Source organism: Alicyclobacillus contaminans DSM 17975 (assembly GCF_000429525.1).
Classification (GTDB): Bacteria; Bacillota; Bacilli; order Alicyclobacillales; family Alicyclobacillaceae; genus Alicyclobacillus_A; species Alicyclobacillus_A contaminans.
Map to the genome: position 1 here is coordinate 1 of NZ_AUCA01000026.1, position 24,880 is coordinate 24,880.

Annotated in this window: 28 protein-coding genes and 1 pseudogene; 25 read left to right on the forward strand and 4 right to left on the reverse strand. The window is 59.0% G+C overall.

The annotated features are described in order from the left end of the window. Nucleotides 1-276 (reverse strand): helix-turn-helix domain-containing protein (locus tag G463_RS22315; protein WP_156900173.1); only part of this gene is annotated, 276 nt, incomplete at its 3' end. Nucleotides 277-405: 129 nt separating this feature from the next. Here G463_RS22315 and G463_RS19950 point away from each other — a divergent pair. The 12 genes from G463_RS19950 to G463_RS19955 all read left to right on the forward strand — a co-directional run bounded on the left by G463_RS19950 (nucleotide 406) and on the right by G463_RS19955 (nucleotide 10,036). Beyond that, nucleotides 406-1,305 carry a mechanosensitive ion channel family protein gene (locus G463_RS19950; RefSeq protein WP_051322193.1) on the forward strand — a complete coding sequence of 300 codons (900 nt, stop codon included), beginning with the start codon at nucleotides 406-408 and terminating at the stop codon, nucleotides 1,303-1,305. Further along, the gene (locus G463_RS0110570) at nucleotides 1,302-1,514 is read left to right on the forward strand and encodes a DUF951 domain-containing protein (RefSeq protein WP_026975140.1); all 213 of its coding nucleotides are present in this window, start codon (nucleotides 1,302-1,304) and stop codon (nucleotides 1,512-1,514) included. The genes G463_RS19950 and G463_RS0110570 overlap by 4 nt, the downstream gene beginning before the upstream one ends. Next, on the forward strand, nucleotides 1,504-3,501 hold the full coding sequence (locus tag G463_RS0110575; RefSeq protein WP_026975141.1) for a molybdopterin-dependent oxidoreductase: 1,998 nt from the start codon (nucleotides 1,504-1,506) through the stop codon (nucleotides 3,499-3,501). The genes G463_RS0110570 and G463_RS0110575 overlap by 11 nt, the downstream gene beginning before the upstream one ends. A gap of 383 nt (nucleotides 3,502-3,884) precedes the next feature. Further along, a complete protein-coding gene (gene ychF, locus G463_RS0110585) occupies nucleotides 3,885-4,985 on the forward strand; it encodes a redox-regulated ATPase YchF (RefSeq protein ID WP_026975142.1) in 1,101 nt (366 codons plus the stop codon). A gap of 117 nt (nucleotides 4,986-5,102) precedes the next feature. Further along, nucleotides 5,103-5,390 (forward strand): 30S ribosomal protein S6, encoded by a 288-nt coding sequence (rpsF, locus tag G463_RS0110590; RefSeq protein ID WP_026975143.1) that lies wholly within the window; start codon nucleotides 5,103-5,105, stop codon nucleotides 5,388-5,390. A 20-nt stretch (nucleotides 5,391-5,410) separates the two neighbouring features. Further along, complete coding sequence (gene ssb, locus G463_RS0110595; protein ID WP_026975144.1) at nucleotides 5,411-5,881, forward strand: single-stranded DNA-binding protein; 471 nt, start codon at nucleotides 5,411-5,413, stop codon at nucleotides 5,879-5,881. 64 nt (nucleotides 5,882-5,945) lie between these two features. Then, nucleotides 5,946-6,176: a 30S ribosomal protein S18 gene (gene rpsR, locus G463_RS0110600; protein ID WP_026975145.1), complete on the forward strand. Its 231-nt coding sequence runs from the start codon at nucleotides 5,946-5,948 to the stop codon at nucleotides 6,174-6,176. 314 nt (nucleotides 6,177-6,490) lie between these two features. Continuing rightward, nucleotides 6,491-6,793, forward strand: a complete 303-nt coding sequence (locus tag G463_RS23170; protein WP_026975146.1) for a MazG-like family protein — start codon at nucleotides 6,491-6,493, stop codon at nucleotides 6,791-6,793. Nucleotides 6,794-6,798: 5 nt separating this feature from the next. Next, nucleotides 6,799-7,701: a DUF2232 domain-containing protein gene (locus G463_RS0110610; protein WP_026975147.1), complete on the forward strand. Its 903-nt coding sequence runs from the start codon at nucleotides 6,799-6,801 to the stop codon at nucleotides 7,699-7,701. A 12-nt stretch (nucleotides 7,702-7,713) separates the two neighbouring features. Next, entirely contained in the window at nucleotides 7,714-8,157 is a 444-nt protein-coding gene (gene rplI / locus G463_RS0110615) for a 50S ribosomal protein L9 (RefSeq protein WP_026975148.1), read from the forward strand. A 62-nt stretch (nucleotides 8,158-8,219) separates the two neighbouring features. Then, complete coding sequence (gene dnaB / locus G463_RS0110620; protein ID WP_051322194.1) at nucleotides 8,220-9,602, forward strand: replicative DNA helicase; 1,383 nt, start codon at nucleotides 8,220-8,222, stop codon at nucleotides 9,600-9,602. Continuing rightward, nucleotides 9,599-10,036, forward strand: a complete 438-nt coding sequence (locus G463_RS19955) for a hypothetical protein (protein WP_051322195.1) — start codon at nucleotides 9,599-9,601, stop codon at nucleotides 10,034-10,036. Before dnaB ends, G463_RS19955 begins: the two co-directional genes overlap by 4 nt. A 25-nt stretch (nucleotides 10,037-10,061) precedes the next feature. Here G463_RS19955 and G463_RS0110630 read toward each other — a convergent pair whose 3' ends face one another. Next, nucleotides 10,062-10,433, reverse strand: a complete 372-nt coding sequence (locus G463_RS0110630; protein ID WP_026975150.1) for a hypothetical protein — start codon at nucleotides 10,431-10,433, stop codon at nucleotides 10,062-10,064. A gap of 97 nt (nucleotides 10,434-10,530) precedes the next feature. Here G463_RS0110630 and G463_RS0110635 point away from each other — a divergent pair, with 97 nt between their 5' ends. The 7 genes from G463_RS0110635 to rlmH all read left to right on the forward strand — a co-directional run bounded on the left by G463_RS0110635 (nucleotide 10,531) and on the right by rlmH (nucleotide 17,791). After that, entirely contained in the window at nucleotides 10,531-11,223 is a 693-nt protein-coding gene (locus G463_RS0110635; protein ID WP_026975151.1) for a response regulator, read from the forward strand. A gap of 4 nt (nucleotides 11,224-11,227) precedes the next feature. Continuing rightward, entirely contained in the window at nucleotides 11,228-12,970 is a 1,743-nt protein-coding gene (locus G463_RS0110640; RefSeq protein ID WP_245575840.1) for an ATP-binding protein, read from the forward strand. Continuing rightward, a complete protein-coding gene (gene yycH, locus G463_RS0110645; protein WP_026975153.1) occupies nucleotides 12,963-14,252 on the forward strand; it encodes a two-component system activity regulator YycH in 1,290 nt (429 codons plus the stop codon). Before G463_RS0110640 ends, yycH begins: the two co-directional genes overlap by 8 nt. Next, on the forward strand, nucleotides 14,249-15,130 hold the full coding sequence (gene yycI / locus G463_RS0110650; protein ID WP_026975154.1) for a two-component system regulatory protein YycI: 882 nt from the start codon (nucleotides 14,249-14,251) through the stop codon (nucleotides 15,128-15,130). The genes yycH and yycI overlap by 4 nt, the downstream gene beginning before the upstream one ends. A gap of 11 nt (nucleotides 15,131-15,141) precedes the next feature. Further along, nucleotides 15,142-15,948, forward strand: coding sequence for an MBL fold metallo-hydrolase (locus tag G463_RS19960; RefSeq protein ID WP_245575844.1), 807 nt, complete (start codon nucleotides 15,142-15,144; stop codon nucleotides 15,946-15,948). Between the two features lie 87 nt (nucleotides 15,949-16,035). Then, entirely contained in the window at nucleotides 16,036-17,304 is a 1,269-nt protein-coding gene (locus G463_RS19965; RefSeq protein WP_051322196.1) for a S1C family serine protease, read from the forward strand. A 19-nt stretch (nucleotides 17,305-17,323) separates the two neighbouring features. After that, nucleotides 17,324-17,791 (forward strand): 23S rRNA (pseudouridine(1915)-N(3))-methyltransferase RlmH, encoded by a 468-nt coding sequence (rlmH, locus tag G463_RS0110665; RefSeq protein WP_425387067.1) that lies wholly within the window; start codon nucleotides 17,324-17,326, stop codon nucleotides 17,789-17,791. A 135-nt stretch (nucleotides 17,792-17,926) separates the two neighbouring features. Here rlmH and G463_RS22325 read toward each other — a convergent pair. Continuing rightward, nucleotides 17,927-18,299, reverse strand: a pseudogene (locus tag G463_RS22325) (MFS transporter); the annotation flags it as partial. Between the two features lie 120 nt (nucleotides 18,300-18,419). Next, a complete protein-coding gene (locus G463_RS23585) occupies nucleotides 18,420-18,569 on the reverse strand; it encodes a GNAT family N-acetyltransferase (protein ID WP_245575852.1) in 150 nt (49 codons plus the stop codon). Between the two features lie 278 nt (nucleotides 18,570-18,847). Here G463_RS23585 and G463_RS0110675 point away from each other — a divergent pair, with 278 nt between their 5' ends. The 6 genes from G463_RS0110675 to G463_RS0110700 all read left to right on the forward strand — a co-directional run bounded on the left by G463_RS0110675 (nucleotide 18,848) and on the right by G463_RS0110700 (nucleotide 24,816). Then, complete coding sequence (locus tag G463_RS0110675; RefSeq protein ID WP_026975157.1) at nucleotides 18,848-20,041, forward strand: glycerate kinase; 1,194 nt, start codon at nucleotides 18,848-18,850, stop codon at nucleotides 20,039-20,041. A gap of 299 nt (nucleotides 20,042-20,340) precedes the next feature. Further along, on the forward strand, nucleotides 20,341-20,694 hold the full coding sequence (locus G463_RS0110680) for a hypothetical protein (protein WP_026975158.1): 354 nt from the start codon (nucleotides 20,341-20,343) through the stop codon (nucleotides 20,692-20,694). Nucleotides 20,695-21,007: 313 nt separating this feature from the next. Next, nucleotides 21,008-22,216, forward strand: a complete 1,209-nt coding sequence (locus tag G463_RS0110685; protein WP_026975159.1) for a ParM/StbA family protein — start codon at nucleotides 21,008-21,010, stop codon at nucleotides 22,214-22,216. Continuing rightward, on the forward strand, nucleotides 22,213-22,680 hold the full coding sequence (locus G463_RS0110690) for a hypothetical protein (protein ID WP_026975160.1): 468 nt from the start codon (nucleotides 22,213-22,215) through the stop codon (nucleotides 22,678-22,680). The genes G463_RS0110685 and G463_RS0110690 overlap by 4 nt, the downstream gene beginning before the upstream one ends. Before the next feature lie 216 nt (nucleotides 22,681-22,896). Then, nucleotides 22,897-23,139, forward strand: a complete 243-nt coding sequence (gene acpP / locus G463_RS0110695) for an acyl carrier protein (protein ID WP_035486880.1) — start codon at nucleotides 22,897-22,899, stop codon at nucleotides 23,137-23,139. A gap of 30 nt (nucleotides 23,140-23,169) precedes the next feature. Then, complete coding sequence (locus tag G463_RS0110700; RefSeq protein WP_026975162.1) at nucleotides 23,170-24,816, forward strand: class I adenylate-forming enzyme family protein; 1,647 nt, start codon at nucleotides 23,170-23,172, stop codon at nucleotides 24,814-24,816. Nucleotides 24,817-24,880: the final 64 nt, after the last annotated feature.

Here is a 24,880-nt window from a genome sequence, read left to right on the forward strand (position 1 = left end):
TCCACCACCATAGCGGGGTTGAAGAGCCTCAAAGCCTTTCTCGTTAAATGCGTGAATCACATGGCGGACATGTTCCTCCGACAAGTGATAGAGTCGTGCGATTTCGGGGACCTTCATTCGTTGAGCAGAAGCCAGGACAACCAGTGCTCTACGCACGGAGACCGGATTGGACCCCTTACGGGCAATACGAACCAATCTGTTACCCTCGGCAGGGCTCAATTCACGGACATACAGGCACATGAATATCACCACCGTTGGTGATATTCTCCATTCCACTGGTTGATCCTCCACTTTCCTCAAACTACGTTGCCTGAAGGGGCACTAGCCGTTGGCTTCACCACAGACCCTGCCTCGCCCCCGTTTGCTGTGCTATCATGGGAGGATGGAAAGGCAGGAGGTTCGTAGGTGAAAAGCTACTTGGATTGGTATTCCGACTCGCGAAATCTCCCGCTGGTTTCTGCGGCGGGGCACATTCTGCTGCTGATTGTGTATTTTGTCCTCGCGCGCATTGCGATCCGGATTTCCGTTTCGGCCGTGCACCGCTTGATGAAATCGCAGTTGATGCGATTGGACGAGCGTCGACGAATGACCCTCACTTCCTTGTTGGACAACGTGGTGCGCTACATCATTTACTTCATCTTCGTCGTCGAGGTTTTGACGTCGCTGCACGTGCACGTCGAGACACTGATTGCGGGCGCGGGCATCGCCGGTCTCGCAGTCGGCTTTGGCGCGCAGAGTTTGATTAAAGACATGCTGACGGGGCTGTTCATTTTGTTCGAGGACCAGTATGGCGTCGGCGATTGCGTAAAAATCAATCAATTCACAGGCACCGTGGAGAGCATCGGACTGCGTTTGACCCGCATTCGGGCGTGGACGGGGGAAGTGGAAATTATTCCGAATGGCCAGATCCAGCAGGTCACCAACTATTCCCGGCACAATTCCCTGGCTGTGATGGACATTCACGTCAACCGCGATGTGGATTTGAACCGAGCGATGGAGGTCATCGCCAACACCATGAAACAGGTCCGGCTGGAGGATGACAACATGCTGCGGGATGCGGAAATCCTCGGTGTCCAGGCGATGGAACAAAACGACATCATCATCCGAGTGACCGCCGAGTGCCAGCCGATGACCCACGCTGCCGTACAGCGATTGGCTTACCAGCGCATCAAGGAAGCGTTCGACCGAGAGGGCATCGAGACGCCGCTGCAGCGGCATGTCATACGGATTGAATCGTCCGCCGGTCCTGCGGCGGGGCCCGTGCCGAAGACCGCGGACGGACGGCAAACAGGAGGGGTTTCATGACCATTTCCTACAGTTTGGGAGACACCGTCCAGCTCAAGAAGCCGCACGCGTGCGGTGCCAACGAATGGGTGGTCATTCGCCTCGGCATGGATATTCGCGTGAAATGCGCCAAGTGTGGCCACAGTGTGCTGATTCCGCGCGCTCGGTTTGACCGGATTGTCCGAAAACTGCTGAAAGCCGCCGAAGGGGGAATGGCAGATGATCGTTAAAACCGCCTGTCCCTTGGATTGTTGGGACGCCTGCAGCATGCTTGCGGAGGTGGAGGACGGGGCAATCCGTCGTCTGTCGGGCGATCCGAATCACCCCGTCACCCAGGGGTTCATCTGCAACAAGGGGAGTCGGTTGAAAGACCGCCGGGATCACCCCGACAGAATCGTGCATCCGCTGAAAAAGGTGGAAGGACAGTGGCAACCGGTATCGTGGGACGAAGCGCTCGACGAAATTGCCGGGCTTGTGCGAGAAGTCCTCGACCGCCACGGGCATCATGCTATCCTTCACGCGTACGACTGGGGATCTGGCACCGTACTGAAAAACCTGAATCAGCGCTTTTTTTATTTGCTTGGTGGCTGCTCGGAGACGGTGGGCAGTCTGTGCTGGGATGCAGGGATTGAGGCGCAGCGTTACGATTTCGGCCAGGCGCGCAGCCATGCTCCGAACGACCTGTGCAACGCCAGAGGCATCGTGGTCTGGGGGCGGAACGCCAGTGTCACCAACATTCATCTGATTCCGTTTCTGAAGCGGGCGTTGAAAGACGGGGCCCGATTGGCGGTGGTCAATCCCTTGCCCATTGAGTTGGGCGAGCGGGCGGAGTTGGTGGTGGCGCCGAGGCCCGGATCGGACGCGCTGTTGGCGCTTGGCGTCCTGAAACTGTGCAAGGCGCAGGGGTGGGTTGATGAGGCGTTTGTGCAACAATGGTCGATTGGATGGCCGGAATTGTCGGCGTATCTCGACGAACTGTCGCTGGACGACGTGGTCAGCGGCACCGATGTTCCGCTCTCGCAGTTGAATGCACTGGCCGCTTTCTACGGCTGTCAGAAACCCGTCTCGACGATATTGGGCCTTGGTATGCAGCGGTATCCCGGTGGCGGCAACGCCATCCGCGCCATCGATGCGTTGGCGGCAGCCACAGGTCACGTTGGCGTCCCCGGAGGCGGGGTCCAGTACGCAAACCGGCAAATGACGGAGTTTCTGAACGAGGAGGCCATTGCGAACCGGAGTGCGGCGAATGTCCGAACGTTTTCACGCGGACAACAGGCGAGTGAGATCCGCTCGGCCAATCCGCCCGTGGAACTGATGTTTGTGACGCGGACGAATCCAGCCGTGCAGGTACCGGACACCGCGCGTTTGGTGGAGGCGTATCGGTCCATCCGCAGCATTGTCGCCATCGATCAATTCATGACGAAGACGGCAGAACTGGCCGACTACTTTCTGCCCTGTACCAATGTGCTCGAAGAAGAGGATTTCGTATTTTCCACCATGTGGCATCCGTATGTGACGTACATTCACCCGGTGCTGCCGCCGCGCGGAGAGGCCAAGCCGGACTGGTGGATTTTCGCTGAACTGGCGGATCGACTGGGATTCGGTTCGGAGATGCGCCGACCACTGGATGCGTGGATGGAGGCCGTGCTAGAACCGTTGAAACCGTACGGGGTAACGCTGGACACCTTGAAGGAGCGCGGGACGATTCGCCTGCCGCTGCCCGACGTTCCCTGGCAGGACCGTCAGTTTGCAACGCCGTCCGGCAAATTTGAATTTGTCTCGGCGCGGGCTCAAGCGGAAGGCCACAGCGCGCACGCGGTCTACATCCCGCCGCAGGAAATCGGACGCGGCAGGCATCCGTACGCGCTGTTGACGATTCATCCGCGGGTGTCCGAGAACTCGCAGCACCGGTTGGCGCCGAACCTGCCACACATCCCGAGTTTGGACGTACCGCCGGCCGTGGCGGAGCAAACGGGCGTACAGCACGGCGGTTTGGCACGGTTGTTCAACGATCGCGCGGAGCTGATTGTGCGCGTGCAAATTCGCGAAGGTGGGCATCCGCGTGCGGTGAAACTGGAATCCGGCTGGTGGGGGCAGGGCATCACCGTGAATCATTTCACCTCCGTTCGTTCAGCGGATCTTGGGGATCAGACCGCTCAGTACGATTGCGCGGTCAGTCTGGAGCCGGTGGTCGACGCGGAAGGTTTGGCGAGATAAGAGAAAAAGAGCCCGCCGAGGGCTCCCGGATATACGAATATAAGTTCAGACAATTCACCGGATGGTCAGGAAGCGCAGTTCAGGGTAGCGCTCGACGGCTTGTTCGGCGCGAGCATTTCGGCCGCCAAGGCTTTTGTCGGAACTTTGCGCACCCGCAATTTACGCAGCAAACGCCGAAGCATCATGAAACACCTCCTTGCTGTTCTTAGTTTGCCATAGATGGACGTTTGTATCCATACGGACATTTTGCCGAAGCGGCAGGTGTCACGGCGTTCTGGTGCATGCGCTGTGCACAACGGTATGAAAGTCTGCTGAAGGTCATTGTTTCGGTGTTTCGCTTTCACTATAATGGGGCAAGCAACGCGTTGGAAAGAGGTGCTGACATGCCATTGCAGGCAGGGATTGTCGGATTGCCGAATGTCGGGAAATCCACACTGTTCAATGCTATCACACGGGCGGGGGCCGAGGCGGCCAATTATCCGTTCTGCACGATAGATCCGAACGTGGGCGTGGTTGAGGTGCCGGATCCGAGGTTGCAGGCGCTGGCGGAAATTGTCCATCCGCGCCGCATCGTCCCAACCGCCTTTGAATTCGTGGATATTGCCGGATTGGTTGCGGGCGCGAGCAAGGGGGAGGGGCTTGGCAACAAGTTCCTCGGCCACATCCGTGAGGTGGACGCCATCGTCCATGTGGTCCGGTGCTTCGAAAATGGAGACATCACGCATGTTTCCGGCTCTGTGGATCCCATCCGCGACATAGAGACGATTGATTTGGAATTGATCCTGGCGGACCTGGAGTCGGTCCAGAAGCGTCTGGAAAAAACGCGCAAGAGCATGAAGTCGGGAGACAAGCGGTTCGCCGTGGAGGCCGCAGCGCTGGAACGGCTGGTGGCCGCCTTTGAGGAAGGCAAGCCTGCGCGCTCCGTGGATCTTTCCGATGAAGAGCGGGAACTGCTTCGGGATTTGCCGCTGTTGACCGCCAAACCCGTGCTGTACGCGGCGAATGTGGGAGAAGACGACGTTGCGAATCCGGAGGCCAATGTCCACTTGGCCCGCGTGCGCGAGCGTGCGGCCGCCGAACAGGCTGAGGTGGTGGTGATCTGTGCCCAGCTGGAAGCGGAGATTGCGGAATTGGACGGAGACGACCGGGCGGCGTTCCTCGCAGATCTGGGATTGGCCGAATCCGGCCTGGATAAGTTGATTCGCGCGGCGTATTCGCTGCTGGGTCTCATCACCTACTTCACGGCAGGTGAACCGGAAGTCCGCGCCTGGACCATTCGTCGCGGAACCAAGGCGCCTCAGGCCGCTGGTGTCATTCACTCCGATTTCGAGCGCGGATTCATTCGGGCCGAGGTGGTGGCCTATGACGACCTGGTTACGGCGGGATCGTTCACCGCAGCGAAGGAAGCCGGGAAGTTCCGGCTGGAAGGCAAGGACTACGTGGTGCAGGACGGAGATGTGATGCATTTCCGGTTTAACGTATAAATTTCTTGCTGTTTTGCCATGGGCGTGTTAACATATAGCCTTGGCACGTTCCATCGTGCACACCTGCCTTGCTCAATCCGAGGGATTGGGCCGCAGCCCATGAGGAGGTGAAATCGCGTGCGCCAGTATGAAACGATGTACATCTTGAAGCCAGAGCTCGAGGCGGAGGAAATCAAGGAATTGGTGGACAAGTACCAAGCCCTCGTCACCGAGCACGGCGGCCAGATCACCGAACTTCAGGAGATGGGGAAACGCCGCTTGGCTTACGAGATCAATCGGAACCGCGAAGGCTATTACGTGCTCATGCAGTTCTCCGCAGACACGGACCTGACTCGCGAGCTGGAACGCGTGTTGAGACTCGAAGACCGGGTTCTTCGTTATCTCACCGTGCGTTTAGGCGAATAGATCTCGTTGGAGGGGTATGCATGCTAAACCGGGTGATTTTGATTGGCCGTTTGACCCAGGATCCTGAGCTCCGGTACACCAATTCCGGTACGGCGGTGGCGTCGTTCGGCTTGGCGGTCGACAGACCTCGGCCAAACCAAAACGGCGAACGCGAGACGGACTTCATCAACATTGTTGTATGGCAAAAGCAGGCCGAACTGTGTGCACAGTATCTGCACAAGGGTCGGTTGGCTGCGGTGGACGGACGGTTGCAGATTCGCACCTACGAAAATCGCGATGGCCAGAAAGTTCGTGTGGCGGAAGTCGTGGCGGAAACGGTGCGGTTCTTGGATAGAGGGGATCAGGCGGGGAGCAGCGGCGGCGGGATGCCGGTTTCCGGCGGAGCGCGCGTCACTCCGGGGGAAAGCAGGCGTACTCCACGGTTTGAGGATGATCCATTTGCGGACGACAGCCAGACCATCGACATTTCAGAAGACGATTTGCCATTCTGAGTGCGGGGGCTCGTCCGGTCAGGTGTAATCCGATACAGACAAATTACGACGAGGAGTGATTCACATGCCGCGCAAAGGCCGTGGCGGAAAGCGTCGTAAGGTTTGTCAGTTCTGCGTGGACAAGATTGATTTCGCTGATTACAAGGATGTCAATCGTCTGTCAAAGTATCTGACTGACCGCGGCAAGATTTTGCCGAGACGGATTTCCGGAAACTGCGCACGTCATCAACGCCAGGTGACGGTTGCCATTAAGCGTGCGCGTCAGGTTGCCCTGATGCCGTACACCACAGAGTGACAATGAGAAGGGCTGTTCCGCAGACCATCGCTGGATGGACTGCGAAGCAGCCCTTTTATCATAAAGAATCTGGGGACAGAGCTTGAATGCTCTGCGGGCGCACGATGTCAATCCACGCATTCATCCATACGAGTCTTCTCCCCTCCGCTCGACGGACGGTGTTTTCCCAAGGAAGGATGATCCAGACCGGGGCGCTTGTGCAATCCGGGGGCGCGAAGCCGCGGAAGTCCCTGGGCAGGAAATCGTTTGTTGCGCGTGGAATATGGACATGTTGTCGGTTTCCTGACTTTACCCCATCAGAGGAGGGCATCGCTGTGCCGAATACGGATCCCCACAAGCAGATTGCCCGCAAACTCCGTTCCATTGAGACAGCGAAAATCGCCTTGATTCAGCAGGTCTCGGATGTGTTTCGAGGCATCCAGACAGGAAATGAACGGGAAATGACGGAGGCGCTCGGCGGGTTAGTGGCGATTGCCTACTACATGGGGCAGCAACTCGGCCTGAATCTCGCCGGAGTGGACCGTCAGGCCGCATCCGGTCTGCCGCAGGGGCTCGAGTATGACGCGGATGCGACGGTGGATTTTTCCGTCGTACAAAGGTATCTCAATTCGAGGTGAAATCATTGACGTCACCGAATTCCGGCGAGCGGTCCATCCTATTCGCCGCTGCGCTGTTCATTGTTTTGTGCGCCCTGGTGGTGGCCTGGCCGGTAGGGGTGGCGGTGGTGGGATTGCTGCCCGTACCGCTGGTGGTATTCGCGGCGAAGGGCGTTCGCGTTGGTCCACCGATGATGGCAGCGTTGATTGCTGTTCTGCTGTACGTGCGCGGCTTTCAATGGGCGGCGCTGTTGATTGGATTGGCAGCCTATTTCATCGGCTGGACCCTGGGAGACGTGTTAAAATGGAGACAACGCCCGTACCACGCGCTCATCTGGTGCACATTGGTCATTGTGCTGCTGGAGTTGGTCGGATTGGCCGCCTTGAAGAACGCGGGCGTGGACATCTACGGCGAATGGCGGCAGGCGGTGGTGCAGGCGTTGGTGGATCAGGGCGTCTCGGCCGCTGACGCCCAGGATTTTGGTGCCGTCATGGCGCAACAGTTCCACCTGTTGACCCCCGCGTTGTTGTGCATACAGGGATTTTTGTTGTCAGTCATCCAGTTGGTGCTGGGGCAGTGGCTGCTCGGCCCGCGCGCCCACGCGACGGGATGGCTGCTTGCGTTCCGGCTTCCGGCCAGTGTCGCGGGCGTGTATGTGTTGACGGCATTGCTGCAACTGTTCTCTTGGCAAGATATCGCCCCGTTTTGGTGGCAGGCGTGCAGCAATGCGTCGCTGATTGCAGAGTTCTTCCTGGGCGTCCAAGGGCTTGCTTGGAGCTGGCGATTGGCGGCGCGAATTGCGAGTCCCGCCGGTCAGTTGTGGATTCGCTTGCTGCTTCTGATGGTTTCTCCGCTGCCTGTCATCAACAATCTCTTCGTATTGGCAGGTCTGATAGATATCATGAATGGCAGGAAACGTTTCGGATAGGGGGTAGATGCGATGAAGGTCATCCTGTTGGAAGATGTGAAAGGACAGGGAAAGAAAGGCGAGATCAAGAACGTTTCGGAAGGGTATGCCCGCAATTATTTGTTTCCGCGCAATCTCGCGCAGGAAGCAACCGAAGCCAATCTCAAACAGCTGCAGGCGGAGAAGGAAGCGGCACTGCGCCGAGAGGCAGAGGAGCTGCAGCGGGCGAAGGACCTCGCCAACCGGATGAACGAGCTGCGTGTGCCGGTGACCGCGCAGACCGGCGAAGGCGGCCGACTGTTCGGCGCCATCACGACCAAGCACATCGCGGATGCGTTGGCCAAACTCGGCTACGACGTGGATAAGCGCAAGATTCAACTGGCGGAGCCCATCAAATCGCTCGGGGGCCACGTGGTTCATGTCAAACTGCATCCGGAAGTGACGGCGACCATCCATGTGTTTGTCTCCGCTGAATAACCGTTCCATGGGACATCGATGCACGGAACTACGCTGGGAGAACGGGAAGAGGGTGTGAGTCCATGGATGGGGTAGACCTGTTTGCCGGTGCGGCCGTGCCCGTAACCGATTCCGCTATCGCGCTGCCGCCGCAGCATCTGGAGGCGGAGCGCCATGTCCTTGGTGCAATGCTCATGTCCCAGGACGCGGCGACGGAAGCGATTGAACTGTTGGACGCGCGAGACTTCTACAAGCGCGAGCATCAGGTCTTGTTTTCCGCCATGCAGAAGTTGGCGGAGACGGGGCAGCCCATTGACGTGATCACGGTGACGGCGCAGTTGCAGGCGACGCCTGGATCGTTGGAGGCCGCGGGCGGCCCGGATTATATCGCTGGGTTGGCGTCCCTGATGCCGACCCCTCTCCATCTTCCGCACTACGCCAACATTATCCGGGAGAAAGCGACGCTTCGCAGGATTATCCAAACCGCGTCCGAATTGGCCAGTTCCAGCTACGCGGGTGCGCCGGCCATGGATGTGTTGGCGGATGCGGAACGCAAGATCATGGAGCTGTCCCAGAATCGGCGGACGCGTGACTTTACGCATATTTCAGAGATTCTGGAAGGCACATTTGAGCACCTGGAGCAGCTCTACGGCAGCGAAGGACAGTTGACGGGGGTTCCCACCGGGTACAGTGATCTGGACAGGATGACCAGCGGGTTTCAGAAATCCGATCTGATTATCGTCGCCGCGCGCCCCTCCGTTGGGAAAACGGCGTTCGTCTTAAATATATCGCAGAATATCGCGGTGCGCGCCGGCTTGCCCGTGGCCATTTTCAGTCTGGAAATGTCGAAGGAGCAATTGGTGCAGCGAATGCTCTGCGCCGAGGCGTACATTGACGGACATAAAATGCGAACGGGTCAGTTGGACGACGAGGATTGGCCGAAGTTGTCCATGGGCGTGAGCACACTGAGCAATGCGCCCATTTATATCGATGACTCGCCGGGTATCACCATTGCCGAAATTCGCAGCAAACTGCGCCGTTTGAAAATGGAGGTTGGCCTGGCGTTCGTCGCCATCGACTATTTGCAGCTGATTCGGGGCCGGCGCAGCTCAGGAGAAAGTCGACAGGAGGAGATCTCTGAAATCTCGCGTTCGCTCAAGCAACTGGCGCGCGAATTGGAGGTGCCGGTGGTCGCCTTGGCTCAGTTGAGCCGAAGCGTGGAACAGCGTCAGGACAAGCGCCCCATGCTTTCTGACATCCGCGAGTCCGGTAGTATCGAACAGGATGCGGATGTCGTGGCGTTCTTGTATCGGGACGACTATTACGATCCGGAATCTGAGAAAAAGAACATCATCGAAATCATCATTGCCAAACAGCGGAACGGACCGGTCGGCAAAACGGAACTGGTGTTCCTGAAAAACTATAACAAATTTGTGAACCTGGAAAAGGCGCACGTGGATTCATGAACGAAAGCATCCGGCCAAACGGAAGCCGACGCGCACATCAAGCTATGTTGGCGCGACAGCGGCGTCGCCGCCGAAAGCGGCGACTGGCGCGCGTTCGGCGGATTCGGCGGCTGCGGGCGCTGCGCAGTCTCCGTTTTTGGGTACGCACGGCCTGTGCCGGTGTAGTGATGCTGCTGCTGGTGTTCTGGGCAAAGTTCGCCTTTGTCTATCATATTCCGGAGTACGCAGAACAGGGTCCCCTCGTCCATGCGGAGTGGTACATCACGGTGAAGCCGTGGTGGTTTGGGCCGCCCGTGTTTGACCTCGCGTCATACGCGCCGAATGCAGACGATCAGGGGCTCACTCATCCTTACGCGTATCTGCTCAACCAGTTGGGCAAGTACGCGGCGATTCTGGAGGCACCGCAACCGGTCTGGGTGCAGACCCAGCCATAGCGCTGCCTCGGCGCAGTGTACGGTATCAAGTGTAGCCGTTGCAGGTCCGAATGACCTCGACCGCTTTGTCCACCAATGGTTCGGGGCACACCACCGTGAGCAGAAAGTTTCTGCCGGTGATGTTCCCCTGGCCGTCGGACATGCCGCTGGCGGCAGGGTCGACCGCGAGCAGCACGCCCGCGTCCCGGGTGCGGGGTTCCGTGTTCAAGGTGAGCGTGGACAGGCTGGGCACATCCCCGGTGATGGGGTGATACCGCCTATCCGGTGGCGTCCATCCGCCCAGCGCGTGAAGCTGATCCACCTGAACGGTTTCAACGCCCATCGCCTGGATGTGGTCAGCGGCCTTCTGGGCTTCCGCCCCTGAATAGAATGATGCCAAGATGGTGCGCTCCCGCATGTCGCAAGCCCCCTCATTTGCATGTCGCACAGCTAGTTTGGACGAGCGCGCCGGTTGGCATGCCGCTGAAAATTGAGAAATCCTGAGCCAGGAGGGAATTCGTGTGAACATCCTCGTGGTCGAAGATGAGGAACCGATTTTGAACATTCTAAAATTCACGTTGGAGAAAGAGGGATACCAGGTGCAGACGGCCACCACCGGGACCAGCGCGGTTCGCCTGGCGAGAACCTGGCAGCCCCACCTCATTCTGCTCGACGTCATGCTGCCCGAAATGGACGGCTTTGAGGTTTGTCGCGAAGTTCGCGGATTCAGCACGGTTCCCATCATCATGCTCACCGCGCGCAATTCAGAGATTGATAAAGTGTTGGGGTTGGAACTGGGAGCGGACGACTATGTCACGAAGCCGTTCAGTATGCGGGAACTGCTGGCTCGCGTGAAGGCCAATCTACGGCGGACGTTCTCCGATGACGAGTTTCGGGCGGAACTACGTGAAACCATTCGTATCGGCGATTTAGCGGTGGATTTCAACACCTATACTGTGACAAAACGGGGCGTGCCCGTGCCGCTCACGCATCGAGAGTTTGAACTGCTGGCTTTTCTCGCCGGACGTCCAGGGGTGGTGTTCACCCGAGACAGCCTGCTGACCCAGGTGTGGGGCAGTGATTATGTGGGCGATGATCGGACGGTGGACGTGACCGTGCGGAGGCTTCGCGAGAAGCTGGAGGATGATCCGAGCAATCCCACCTACGTTCTGACCAAGCGCGGGGTTGGATACTTTGTGAGGAGGTAGTGCCGTGCTGCGGCCTCTGCGCAGTATCCGGAGCAAGTTCGTGCTGGTCTACCTGCTGTTGATTTTGTTCGCACTGCAGTTGGTTGGGGCGTATTTCGTCCGCACGCTGACCATTTCAATGGTGCGAAGCGCCACCGACGCGGCTGAAAGCCAAGCCCAGTTCATTGCGACGTTGGCCGCGCCGGAGGTCTCACCGTCCTCAGGGGCGGACAACGCGTCCATCATCAATTCGCTGCCTCAGCTGTTCACCGGCGTGGTGTACATTCTGAACAAGGATGGTGTGGTGGTGGACACCAGCTCCGGTGCGGCTCTGATTGGCCAAAAGCGCGTGGATTCCGTGGCCACCCAGGCGCTCGTGTCGCAGAAACGGTCGGTCGCCATTCACACCGACCCTTCCACCGGCGAACACGTGCTGGCCGTCGCCGTGCCCATTTTCAATCAGCGCAGTTTCCTCGGCGTGGCCGAGTACGTGGCCTCGATTCAAAAGACGTACACCACGGTCCGCCAAATCACCACCATTTTTTACACCGGCAGCGTGGTGGTGCTGCTGTTGACAGCCCTGATTGGCGTGATTCTGTCCAGGTCGATGACGCGGCCGATTCTCGATGTCATCGCTCAGACTCGAAGCATGGCCAAAGGAGATTTCACGCGGCGCGTGGGCGTTCGCAGCGACGATGAGTTCGGGGACTTGTCCATGGCCGTGAATCACCTGGCGGACAAACTGCATGCGGCTTTGGCGGACAATTTGCGGGAGCGGGAGCGGCTGCGCGCGGTCATCACCTGGATGGGAGATGGCGTGATTGCGTTGGATGCCGGGTTGCAAACGGTGTTTCTGAACCGGGCGGCAGAGGCGCTGCTCGGCCGTGGAGCCATGGACGTTGTCGACGCCCTCGGGATTCGAGAATGGCTGCAGCGCGGCAACTCGGAAGGGGCGTTTCTGCGGCGATTGGGATCGAATGTGCTGCACGTGCACGTCACGGCCATCCATCAGTCGGGGGCGGCGGACGGGTACGTCGCCGTGTTTCGCGACGTGACCGAGCAGGAGCGCTTGCAACAGTCCCGGCGCGACTTCGTGGTCAATGTGTCGCATGAGCTGCGCACGCCCTTGACCAGCATCAAATCGTATATCGAAGTGTTGCAGGAAGATGCGGAGAACCCGGAGATTCGGTCGCAATTTCTGCAGGTGATTGGGCAGGAGGCGGATCGAATGGCGCGGCTGATTGACGATTTGTTGCAATTGTCCGGTTTGGAGCAGGGGCGCACGGCGTTCAATCCCGCGCCTGTGAAGGTCGCGGCGAACGTGGAGGCGGCGGTGCAGCGGTTTCACATTCAAATTCTGGCCAGGAATTTGCAGCTCTCCGTGGCGTGCGACGAGGAGGCGGTCGTGTACGGCGATGTCGATTGGTTGGATCGGTTGCTGGACAATCTTTTCAGCAACGCGATCAAATATACGCCGGACAATGGAAGCGTTGCGGTGCGAGTGGTGGCGGAGACCGAGGATGTGGTGCTGACCGTGACCGACACGGGCATCGGCATCCCCGCGGAAGATTTGCCCCACGTGTTTGAACGGTTTTACCGCGTGGACAAAGCTCGGTCGCGGCGTATGGGCGGCACCGGACTCGGGCTGGCGCTGGTCCGGGAGATTACCGAACGGCATGGCGGGACCGTGAACATCGCCAGCGAACCTGGGAGTGGAACGCAAGTGACGGTTCGACTTCCCCGTTACAGGGGGGCTGTGGATGGTTAAGGAACGAGTGAAGTCCGTGGTGCTGGCGGTTTTGGTGGTGATCAGCGTCGGCCTGAGCTTCGTCTTATGGCGCGGAGATTGGCAGGGCACCAGCACGGTTTCACTGAACGAGGGTGTCAAGTTGAATCCGGTGAAATCTCCCCGGGTGAAGGATGTGACGGCGCCCTACCGGATTGCGTTCACCGCAGCGGGGCAGAATTCGCTTGGCATGCCGGATTCCACCGTGTACACGGACTGGCTGCGCCGGCTCGGTCAGTTGATCGTCTCCGATTGGCGCGCGGCATCCGGTGCAAGCAATCCGGCATCCGTTTCGGTGGCGTACGAATTTGGCGCACTGCTTTCGACCAGCGACTTGCGGACGTGGTTGCCGTCGTTGCTGGGGAATATCGGGGATGAGCGGATCGACCGCATCGTGCTGTACGTCGGCAAAGGGGCGGACGAGGTGACCGTGCGTTGTGAAGGCGCGCGGTCCTTCGAAGCCAGCACGAACCTGTCCGCCGCGTCATTCACGCACGACGTAACCGAGGTCGTCCAGAAGTCCCCCTGGCAGCCGTGGGACGCGGTGGGGGAGGTTTACGTGCCGAACGCCCCGCTTTCGGTGCCGACGTTTCGGGTGGCTGTGAGCATGCCGTCGACACTGCCGCTCGTGCACTCGTTCTTCGTCAATCCGACGGCGCTCACGAAGGCCCAGGAAAATCTGTCGACCACACTGTGGACGGACGGCAGCCGCGTGGTTTGGTGGGACGCGGAGAACCAAACGTTGACATTTGCCGATCCGAACGTCGTCAACACGGTTCCCGCGCAGGCCCCGGATCTGTCCTCTGCGGTGGAATTTCTGCGGAATCACGGAGGTATTCGGCCGACAACAGTGCTGACTCCCGAGGATTCGCCGGCCGCTGTATCGACACTGGAGTTCCGGACCTATGTGAATGGGCTGCCCATTCTGGGAGATAACCAGGTCTATTCCATGCAGCTGATGGGGACGCATGTGGAGCAGTTCCAGCGTCCGCTGTATGGATTGGGGCAGCGAACGATGGAATCTACCGTGCGGGTGATGGACTACAAATCGGTGCTGCGCACGCTGGAGTCGCGGTATCCCAAGGATTCTGATGGCGTGTTGCGGCGAACGCTGACGGTGGAGTTCGGGTATGCGCTGCGCGTGAACGCCGACGCGGAGGTGGCGCAGTTGTGGCCTGTGTACACGATTCGCCAGGGGAGCGCGGTCGTTGCGACCATCGACGCCGTGTCGGGCAGGGTGAGCAAAGGAATGAGTGACGAATGAACTGGGAACTGGCGAAAACCTGGTTGATTGTGATGTTCCTGTTGCTGGACGCGATGCTCGGCTGGCAGGTGTACGAAAGCCACCGGGAGTTGACGGGGTATGTGGAATCGTATGCGGACCAGCTTGCGAACACGAAGACGCTTCTGGCTGAGCACGGGTTCAGCCTGGATACGACCGTGCCGGTGGATCACCCCGACATGGCCTTTCTGCAGGCGATACCGCAGGTTCCGGCACTGACGCAGTTGGCCAAGCAGGCGTTTCCGGACGCGGCGGCGCAGGCGGGACCGGAGATCACCGGCGACCAGGTGAGCACCGACGAAGGTACTGTTCACGTGCTCCATCGGGACGACGCAACCTGGCAAGTCAGCTACGCTGCGGGACGCAAACTGGGGGCCAAAGGTACGGATGGTGAACTGCAGTATGTGTGGCAGGGCAGCCGCTATACGGCGGATGTCGGCCGGGATGCGCTGGACGTTTCCGGGGTGGGCGAGGGCCACCGCGCGGCGTGGTATGTGGAGCGCTTCGGGGATTTTCCGGTGTTTGACGCTGCGGTGCGGCTGGATGTCGTGAACGGAATGATGGTCGGGTACCTCCAGACGTACGTGGATTCCATGGAGGAAACCGGCGACAGGAAACCGACCATCACGGCGTTGGACGCGTTGAACAACCTGGCCAGTTCGGTGGACAAATCAGCGGACGGGTCGGATAATAAGATATTGAATATTGCGCTCGGGTATTACCACAAGCCTGCGGACGGAACGGCGGGCAGGGCACAGCTGCCGAGTACGTCCTATTGGTTTCCGGTCTGGCGCGTGATCACCAATCAATCTACGTTTTATATCAACGCGTTCACGGGAGAAGTGGAGACGCCGTCCTAGGAGGCTTACGGGTGTTGCAGTTCAGTGTATTGGCGAGCGGCAGCTCGGGGAATTCCGTGTATATTCGAAGTGACGAAACTGCGCTGCTGCTCGACGCGGGCATCAGCGGCAAGCAGATTCAGCAACGCTTGGCGGAGGCGGCCAGTGCGTCGCTCTCGTCCATCGATGCGGTGCTGGTGACCCATGAGCACGTGGATCATGTGCGAGGACTCAAGCAGGTGATGAAGCTGTCGGGTGGATCGCTGTATATCACCGAAGGCACTTGGCACCATGTTCAAAAGCAGTTGGAAGACGTTTGCACAAAGGACGATCGACGCTTTGTAAAAGCGGACGAATCCTTTGTCATTGGCGACATTCGAGTGACGCCGTTCACAGTGTCGCACGATGCGGAGGAGCCGGTGGCGTATCGGTTTGACGCGGGAGAGGACAGTCTGGCGGTGGTCACCGATTTGGGCTATGTGAGCGACCACATCAAGGGCATCATTCGGGGCTGTGGAACGTACGTGTGGGAAGCGAACCACGATGTGGACATGCTGAGGGCCGGCCGCTATCCATGGAGTGTAAAGCGGCGTATCCTCGGGGACAAAGGGCATCTGTCGAACGAAGATTCGGCGGTGGCATTGGCGGATTTGTTGGAAAATCGGGAGGTCGATGTGTTTTTGGCCCACCTGAGTGAGGAGAACAATCAGCCGGATCTGGCGGAACTGACCGTGACGTCCATTCTCCGGGAAATGAGTGCTACCTTCGCGGAGCAGGTGCGATTGCATCGGACCGCTCGCCATACCGCGACCGCGTTGAGGTCGATTGGTTCTGTATAGATTTTCCGACTTTGGGGAAAATGTGCGTGCCGTGATGTCGCAATCGAACGGCGCCCATGCTGGGCAGCAAGGAAAGGGTGAGGCGACATGGGCTATTATCGGCACGCGACAGAGGAACGGACGAGGCGTCAACGCCAGTGGGGGCGTTGGCTGGCGGTGGCGATGCTTTCGGCGGCTGCGGGTGGTGCCGCGACGTGGGCGACGCTCACGGTGTTTGCGGCAGATGGCACGCGCTCCACGTTCGCGCCGTTGGCCGCAGAGAGTCAGGATGCGAATGCCAAGGCGCGGCCGACCGCGGTGCAGGTCAACGTGACGGACGGGATTACAGAAGCGGTGAAGCGGGTGGAACCGGCCGTCATGGGTGTGGTGAATTACGCCCAGGTTTCGGATTTCTTCTCGCAGAGCAGCAAGCTGCAGGCGACCGGCGTGGGAACGGGCGTTCTGTTCAGCAAGGGCGGTGCATACGGATACGCCGTCACGAACAATCACGTGGTGGAAGGCGCGGCCAAGGTCGAAGTGGTGGTGGGTTCCGGCAAGCATGTGCAGGCCAAAGTGGTCGGAACGGATCCGTACACGGATTTGGCGGTGTTGCAGGTGCCAGTGGCGGCGGTGAAGGACATCCAGCCGGTTCGGTTTGCGGACTCGGACAAGATTCAGGTGGGGGAACCGGCCATTGCGATTGGCACGCCGATGGGACTCGACTTTGCCGATACGGTCACGGCGGGGATTGTGAGCGCGAAGAAGCGGATCATGCCGGTGGAAGAGCCGACGATGCAGCAGGTCCTCGACTACCAGGCGGTGATTCAGACGGATGCTGCCATCAATCCGGGCAACAGCGGCGGTCCGTTGGTGAACGTACATGGCGATGTGATGGGCATCAACAGCAGCAAAATCGTGGCGCAGAGTTTTGAGGGGATGGGATTTGCGATTCCTTCGAACCAGGTTCGCCACATCGCCGATCAAATCTTGCGGACCGGTCATGCGGTGCATCCGGCGCTCGGGATTTCTGGGTATTCGCTGTCGGCGGTGCCGGAGCAGTACTGGCCGGACGTTCCGGTGGACTATGGCATCTGGGTCCGATCTGCAGGGAATGCGGCGAAAGCGGCCGGCATTCAGTCGCAGGACGTGATTGTCGGCATTGACGGGCATACGGTGAAGACGATGGCGGATCTGCGCACCTACTTGTTCGAGAAACAGCCGGGTCAGACGGTGGCGCTCCGGGTGTACCGGGGCAACGAACAGAAGCTGGTGAAGGTGAAGCTCGGCGCCATGCAGTCCATGAACACGACGAGCAGTCCGGCGGAGGACGACGTGGGTGGCGGGTGGTTTGGAATGCCAAACGGAGTTGGGGATTGAGAGCAGGATGCAATGTGCTGTGATTGCTGTGGGAAGGCTGAAAGAAGGGTATTGGAAACAGGCGCTGGCGGAATACGCCAAGCGCCTTTCCGCGTATGTAAAGCTGGAGTTGGTGGAAGTGGCCGACGAGGCGACGCCGGATGGTCCGTCGGATGCGGAGCGGGAGCGCGTGCTGGCCGCAGAGGGAGAGCGGATTTTGCGGCATGTGCGGGATCGGGACGCTGTTGTGGTGCTGGATATCCAGGGGAAGGCGATGACGTCGGAACAGTGGAGCGCCCGGTTTGAGTCGTTGATGGCGGGGGGATACGGCCGCGTGGTATTTGTGGTGGGAGGATCTCTGGGGGTCTCCAAGGAAGTGCTGCAGCGCGCGGATGTCCGGTGGAGTTTTGGACCGTTGACGCTGCCTCATCAGCTGGCGAGAGTGGTTCTGCTGGAACAGTTGTATCGCGGGATTCGGATTGCGCGGGGGGAACCGTATCATAAGTAGGCACGAGGTGATGGATGGAATGGCGATACCTCATGGATGCAACGAAGCCGTCGGCTCACTCGAAGTCGGTGCAATGGATGGATTCGGGACGCGCGAGAGAACGGCGATGCCGATGAGGAAGAGAAGAATGAGACTGAACACCCCGTCGCTGGAATGGTGCGTGAGCTGTACGGTGACGGCGAGGAGCCAGAGCAAGGAGCGGGATGGCAGAAAGGCCAGCAGCGCCGTGCAGGCGATCCCCAGCGTAAAGAAAACGGTGAAGAACTTCTTCTTGAATCCTTCGTAATCTGCAATCGTTCCCAGAACGGGTCCGAGCATGGCGAGGATGAAGGTGGAGACGGAGATGGTGTAGCCGAGATATGCGGTCGAATGGGTCGGGCTGTCGCCCGCCTGGGATGCCATGAATGTAGTACAGGGGGAAGACGGCCGTTGTAATGATGATGGAGTAGGCGGAGTTGGCCCAATCGTAAAAGATCCAGCTGGTCTCCTGTCGGCTGAATCGGCTCAAGGATGCCGGTCCCCTTTCGTGGTTCAGATACCGTAGATTTATTATAGTGGTTCCACAAGCTGAATGGTGAGATGGTTTAAAATTTTACATTGTACGCTCAGTTCTCAGTAAATATTGTATTTAAGACAGCCATTTCTTCATGAAAATCAGTTCGTCGGTGTTGTATCCGAGTTTTACATAAAACGCGATCACTTTGGCATTTGAAGGTGACACCAATAGATTGACTTTATCGCATCCCTTGTCTCGTAATCTGCTTTCAAGTTCATCCATGATTTTCGTTCCGAGATGGTATCCTTGAAATCTGGGTCAACCGCAAGATGATTGACAAACCCGCGCCGTCCGTCGTAACATCCCATGACCGCTCCTACGATTCGCGTGCCATACTCTGCTACGAAGAAAACACAATCCCTCCGTAGGCCGTTGAGCGATATCACTCATCATCGATTCGTTGCAGATGATGCAGGTTCCTGTCGGCTAGACGAATCGAGCAACATTTTATGTACATTGGTTTGAGGGACCTTGACATGCACCAGGAGGGGGGACGTCAGGTGAACGTGGTGATTGCCTGTGATTCGTTCAAAGGAAGTCTTTCCGCGGAAGCGGTGTGTGAGGCAATGGCGGAAGGGCTGGCGGAAGCGGTGCCGGACGTGAATGTGACATGTGTTCCGATGGCCGATGGCGGTGAAGGAACCTTGGGCGCGATGGTATCGGCGACCGGGGGAAGGACGGTGTGCGTGGAGGTTTGTGGGCCGTTGCTGGAACGTCGGGCGGCAAGCTACGGAGTCCTGGGCGACGGTGAAACTGTGGTGATTGAGGTGGCGCAGGCCGCTGGTTTGACACTGGTGCCAGAGCCGGATCGGAATCCGTTGCGGACTTCCACGTATGGTGTGGGCGAGCTGATTCGACATGCGCTGGATGCGGGGTATCGAAAGTTCATTTTGGGTCTGGGAGGGAGTGCCACCAACGATGGAGGATTGGGCATGCTTCAGGCGCTCGGGGTTCGCGTGTTGGATGATGCCGGAGAGGAAGTGTCACACACAGGCGAAGGCCTGTTTCGCGCCGAGCGGGTGGATGTGAGGAACGTGGATACGCGCTTGTGGGCGAGCGAACTGACGGTGGCGAGTGATGTGGACAACCCGCTGTGTGGATCACAGGGCGCCACTGCGGTGTTCGGGCCCCAGAAAGGGGTTTCTGCAGATTTGGTGCCTGTGCTGGACAGGCAGTTGGGCAACTTTGCGAGAATGCTGGAAGCGGCCGTGGGGCGCTGCGTGGCGGCGGAGCCGGGCGCCGGTGCGGCGGGCGGACTTGGGTTTGCGCTTTTGGCGTTGGGGGCAACCGTGAGGTCGGGTGCGGCGCTGGTGGCGAACTCCGTGGGTCTCGAGAAAAGGCTGTTTGGTGCAGACTGGGTGATCACTGGGGAAGGGCGGACGGACGCGCAGACGGTGCGCGGAAAGGTGCCGTACTTGGTGGCTCAGTTGGCGCGTCGGTACGGGGTCAAGCCGATCCTGGTGTCGGGCGGGTTGGCGGACGGTGTGCTCGGCACTGACGGGTGTTCCGCTGCGGATTCGGGCGAAGCGCAAGCGGAGAACTGGTCCGAGCGCCTCAGGGAACAGTTCGTGGCGGTGTTTTCGATTGTCACCAGGCCCATGAGCACGGCCGAGGCGATGGGGATGGCGCGGTTGCTGGTGCGACATACCGCAAGACAGATAGGGGCTTTGCTGGCGTCCCGAGGCGGACAATAGTGTCGGGGGTGCGGAATTTGGACGGCTACCGCTACCGGTTGGGACGGCCACGCATACGGTGGACTGTGCTGCGAGGAAGGAAGGGCCCCCTGTGTACGACGGCGCATTCGGAGGAGATAGGCGTTGGGCTGTGGTGTTTCCGCTGATTTGTGCTCTTGTGGCTGCTGGTGGCCACGGATGTGAATACAGGTACCACGACATCCGGGTATGGAGGACGATGTGACACAGGGTGCACCGCATGGGAAGAGGGGGCCCGGCGCCGCGCCGTTTTGTTTGGAAACGCAGGGGAGGGGTTCGGAATGTACAACTGCTGGGAGTGTCAACGGTTTGTCGGGCGTTGGGTGCAGTTTCGGACACAGTATGGATGTCATTTGGGTTACGTGGAGCGTGTGTCCGAGGATTCGATGATTGTTGTGACGCCACAGAGGTACATGCCGGCGGCATTGCTGTCCGCGGCAACGGCTGACGGGCAGACTTCTCGCATGGACGTGTCGTTGACGTGGGGCATACCGCGGTCAGGGCCCCGGCGTGCAGGTGTGGGTCCATGGGGACCCAACGGGGGGGTTCCGGGGTACGGGTTCGGTCCTGCGCCTTGGTATCGCTGGGCAGTATCGTTTCTCATCATTTACGCGTTGTGGGGCCTGCTTTGGTAGGTTTGGACTCTCCGTCGGTTTCTCCATCGAGGTCCTTGCTGACGCCGCCGTCGTTCGCGCTTTCTAGCGCGGAGACGGCGTTTTTTCGAGATCCCAACAGACAAACTTTCCGCCACCAAACGTTAAATCGTAAAGTGTAAACTCTAAACTTTATAAAGTTTAGAGTTCGAACTTCGAACTTTGAATGTGTAAAATTTAAGCTTTACGATTTAAAGTCTAGACTGCCAAAGTTTATGTCCAATTGATTGGCGGGCCGGGCGGAATCCCTTATACTGTTAGGGTAAAGAACGATTGGATGGAGAGGAGAACGAACTTGGCAAAAAACGAAGCGCTCGTAACGACCATCGCATTGTCCATGGACAACGGCAGCAGTCACATTAAGGGGATTTACGATGCGTTGGACAACACGTTCATTTTCCCGAACGTGGTATCGCAGCCCGTTGGTGAACGGTTCCTATTGACGGAGCAAGGGAATCCTTTGGACTTCCTCGATGTCCAAATCACCTCGCCGGCGATTGAGAGCGAACAGTATCGCCACGTGTACGTCGGCAACCTGGCGATTGGCGACGAAGGGGTTGTCCACGAGATTGTCGGGGACAAGGCGGCGCAGAAGAAGGCCCAGCGCCCCGAGACGATGGTGACGCTGCTGACGGGGGCCGCCTATGCCGTGGCCAAAAAGCACGAGGCGGACATTCGGCGGGGCGTGAAGCGCATCAAGGCCGCTGTGCAGCTTGGGACCGGACTGCCCATCAGTGAAATTGCCAAGTTTCGAACAGAGTTTGCAGCCAAAATCACCGAGGGCGTGCACTCGGTCAGCTTTGTTACAACACCCGTCTACAAGGGCGTGACCGTCGAGCTGGAATTCTCTCTACCTATCGACATTGGCATTGACGACGTGTCGGGTGTCTACGACATCGAGGCCACGTCCAAATCTCCGCTGTCCCACAAAGGGTTCGGCATTGCCGATGTCGGAGGCGTGGACATGGACATCGCCTTTTTCCGGCCGGGGCTGGAACTGGATCAACGGCATTCGACCGGAACCAAAATCCACCTCAATGATGCTCTCGAAAACATCCGGAACGAAGTGAACGCCGAGGGCGAGGAACTGATTGCCAACACCGCAGAACTCACACAGATGCTGGTGAACAAAGAGTACGAGATTTATAGGGAAGGCAAAGTCGTCTTCGACATGACCAACCTGGTCAACCGGCACATGCGCATCCTCGCCGAGAAGGTGTTGAAGTCCGCCCGCGGCGCGTGGAAGCACGTGCGCTATGCGAATGAGTTTTGGTTTATCGGCGGCGGAGCCATTGTCCTGCAGCCTTGGATTGAAAAATTGAATGCCGAATTGGGACTGCCCATTCGTTTCGACGCCGTGGAGTACAGTCAATTCCGCAACGCGCGGGGAACGTTCCTGCTGCTGAGCCACGCGCTGGAGACCCAGCCTGAGGTGGCGGTCGGCAAGCAGCCTGCGGCAGACACCTCCGCTGCGAAGACAGAGGACGGGACGGATTCGAATTGAAAAAGCGCCGTTCCACGGTGTACGTGCGACCTGGGAAGGACGTCACGCTGTACGTGCCGGCGGAAACGCCTCCGGAGGTCATCGAATACCTGAATCGCCTCAAGGATGAAGGGAACTTCAGCCAAGGGGTCATCGACATTCTTACCGAATACATCCAATCCAAGGGGCGTACAGCCGCGGCGACGCAAGCGGCGGTGGACATCGACCCAGCCGATGGTCAGTCCGTCCATCCGCGCGAGCCATCGGTGATCGAATTCCCGACTGAGACGTCTCGGCAAGAACCACCCGCATCCACGTCGTCCGCTTCCGACCCCGCTGGCGGTGCCGAGGTGGACAGGGCGGATGCCCCCACCGAGGAACCATCCGCACATGTGCCGGAGCCACACACGGAGCGGCGCAAGCTGAGCCTTGCGCAGATCTTCCGTCAGGCGCAACGAAACGCGGGTCGATTGACAGATGGCTGACAATGCTCGATTCAGCAGGAAAAGGGCACCCTCCATGGGTGCCCTTTTCATACTGGGGCGTGTGACGCACCGCCGCTCTGGCAACAAACTGGAACGACGAGAACTGTTAGATTGAGATATTTGGATTTTTTACGATCTGGTGCTAAGATCGACTCAGAAGTCGTACGCATGTGAATTCTGCATCATCCCTCGCGAGGAGTGAACGAAGTGGTTTCGATGACGAAACAAGAAATTCAGGAGAAGGTGACACAGGTGGTGTGTCAGCAATTGCAGGTCGACGTTCAACAGGTCCAGCCGAACAGCCGATTCGTGGATGACCTGGGCGCTGACTCGCTGGACTTGACAGAACTGGTCGTCGCCTTCGAGGACGCGTTCGATTTGGAAATTCCGGATGCGGACTTTGACGCGTTGTCCACAGTGTCCAACGTGGTGGAATACCTTTCACAGCGGTTGGCTTGACGGACATGCACAAGATGGGAGGAGAGCACTGTGATTGAATTCGCAGGCAGAACCTTGTCATTGGAGCGAGCCCAAAGGTATTTGGAGGAAGGTGTATGGACGCAAGAATCGTTCGTCGATGTGCTGCAGAAAACCGCAGAAACCTGGCCGGACCTGATTCACCGAGATGAAGAGCGGACGCTCACCTACCGCCAACTGTGGCAGGAGGTAGAAGCTCTGGCAGCCCATCTGTATGAACTCGGGATTCGGAAAGGAGACCGAGTGGCCATTCAACTGCCAAACACGCTCGACCATGTGGTGGCGGTGTTTGGTATCGCGCGGATTGGGGCCATTGGAGTCTCCCTGCAGATTGACCTCGGCCGTCAGGCGCTGGTGGGCAGCCTCAACCAGGCCCAGGCGAAACTGTGGATTCTGAGCGAAAACTACCGTGGACAACCCCTCTACGAGAACGCCAAGTCCCTCCTCCAAGACGTCCCCAGTGTGCAGAAGCTCATTCTTCAGGGAGATTACGCCAAACCTCGACCCGATACCCTTTCTTTCACCGACCTGAGGAGCGGACACGCAGCACTGTCCGAGGACATCCTCCAGGCGCAGCGTCCAGAACCGCTCGACGCGTTCCTCATGGTGTTCACCTCTGGAACCACCGGCAGTCCGAAAGGCGTTGTCCATCTCCACGCCAACTACCTCTGGGCCGCAAGAGCTTACGCGAAGAACTTCGGATATGAACCCGGGCAGGGCGTGCTCGACTTGGCGCCCATCTATCACCAGACCGGCATGCTGGCGGGCATTATGATGACCGTGGCGAGCGGAGGAAGAATCTTGCTCCTTGATCGCTTCTCCGCCGCCCGTGTGTTGAAGTGGGTGGCCCAAGAGCGGCCCACCTATTTGGTGGGAGCACCGCCGCACGTCATCCACGTCGCCAATGCCCCGGCGCTGGCCACCACGGACACGTCCAGCGTGAAGCTGTTCATCTACGCCGGCGCCCCTGTACCCAGCGCCGTGCTGCAACGCCTCCAGACGGATGGTGGCATGAAGGTCGGGTGCATGTTCGGTTGGAGCGAAGGGCTTGTGGCGACCATCACCCGTCCGGACGATCCGCTCGAAGTCCTCAGCACGACGGTTGGTGCCGCCGTTCCCGGGATTGAGATCCGCCTTGTGGACGAGGAGGGAAACGATGTTCCCGATGGGACGCCCGGCGAAATGTGGTCGCGCGGCCCCAACTTCGGCGCGGGGTACTTCGAGAATCCGGTGGTCGCGAGCAGGCAGTGGGATGCGGAGGGATGGTTCCACTCCGGAGACCTGCTGCGTCGCGACGAGAACGGCCGATACACGTTCATTGCCCGCGCCGACGATGTGATTAACCGCGGCGGTACGAAAATTGATCCGAAACGCGTCGAGGACGTCGTGGCGGCTTATCCTGGAGTTTCCATGGTGGCCGTGGTGGGAGCGCCGGATCCGACGCTGGGACAGCGGTCCGTGGCATGCATCGTGCTGCAGGACGGCGCGGAGCCGTTCACGCTGGACCAACTGCGGGAACACCTGGCGGCGCATGGGCTGGCTAAATTCGAATTTCCGGATCGGCTGGAATTCATGGCGGAACTCCCCACCACCGCCTCCGGAAAAATTAAAAAGAAGGCGTTGCGCGATCATTTCCAACGAGAAGCTGTCGCCGAGTAAGCCGGAGCGGGCGGAGACAGCGCGGACCGTGGAGCACGTGGACGACGGTGCGCTGTCTCTCTGC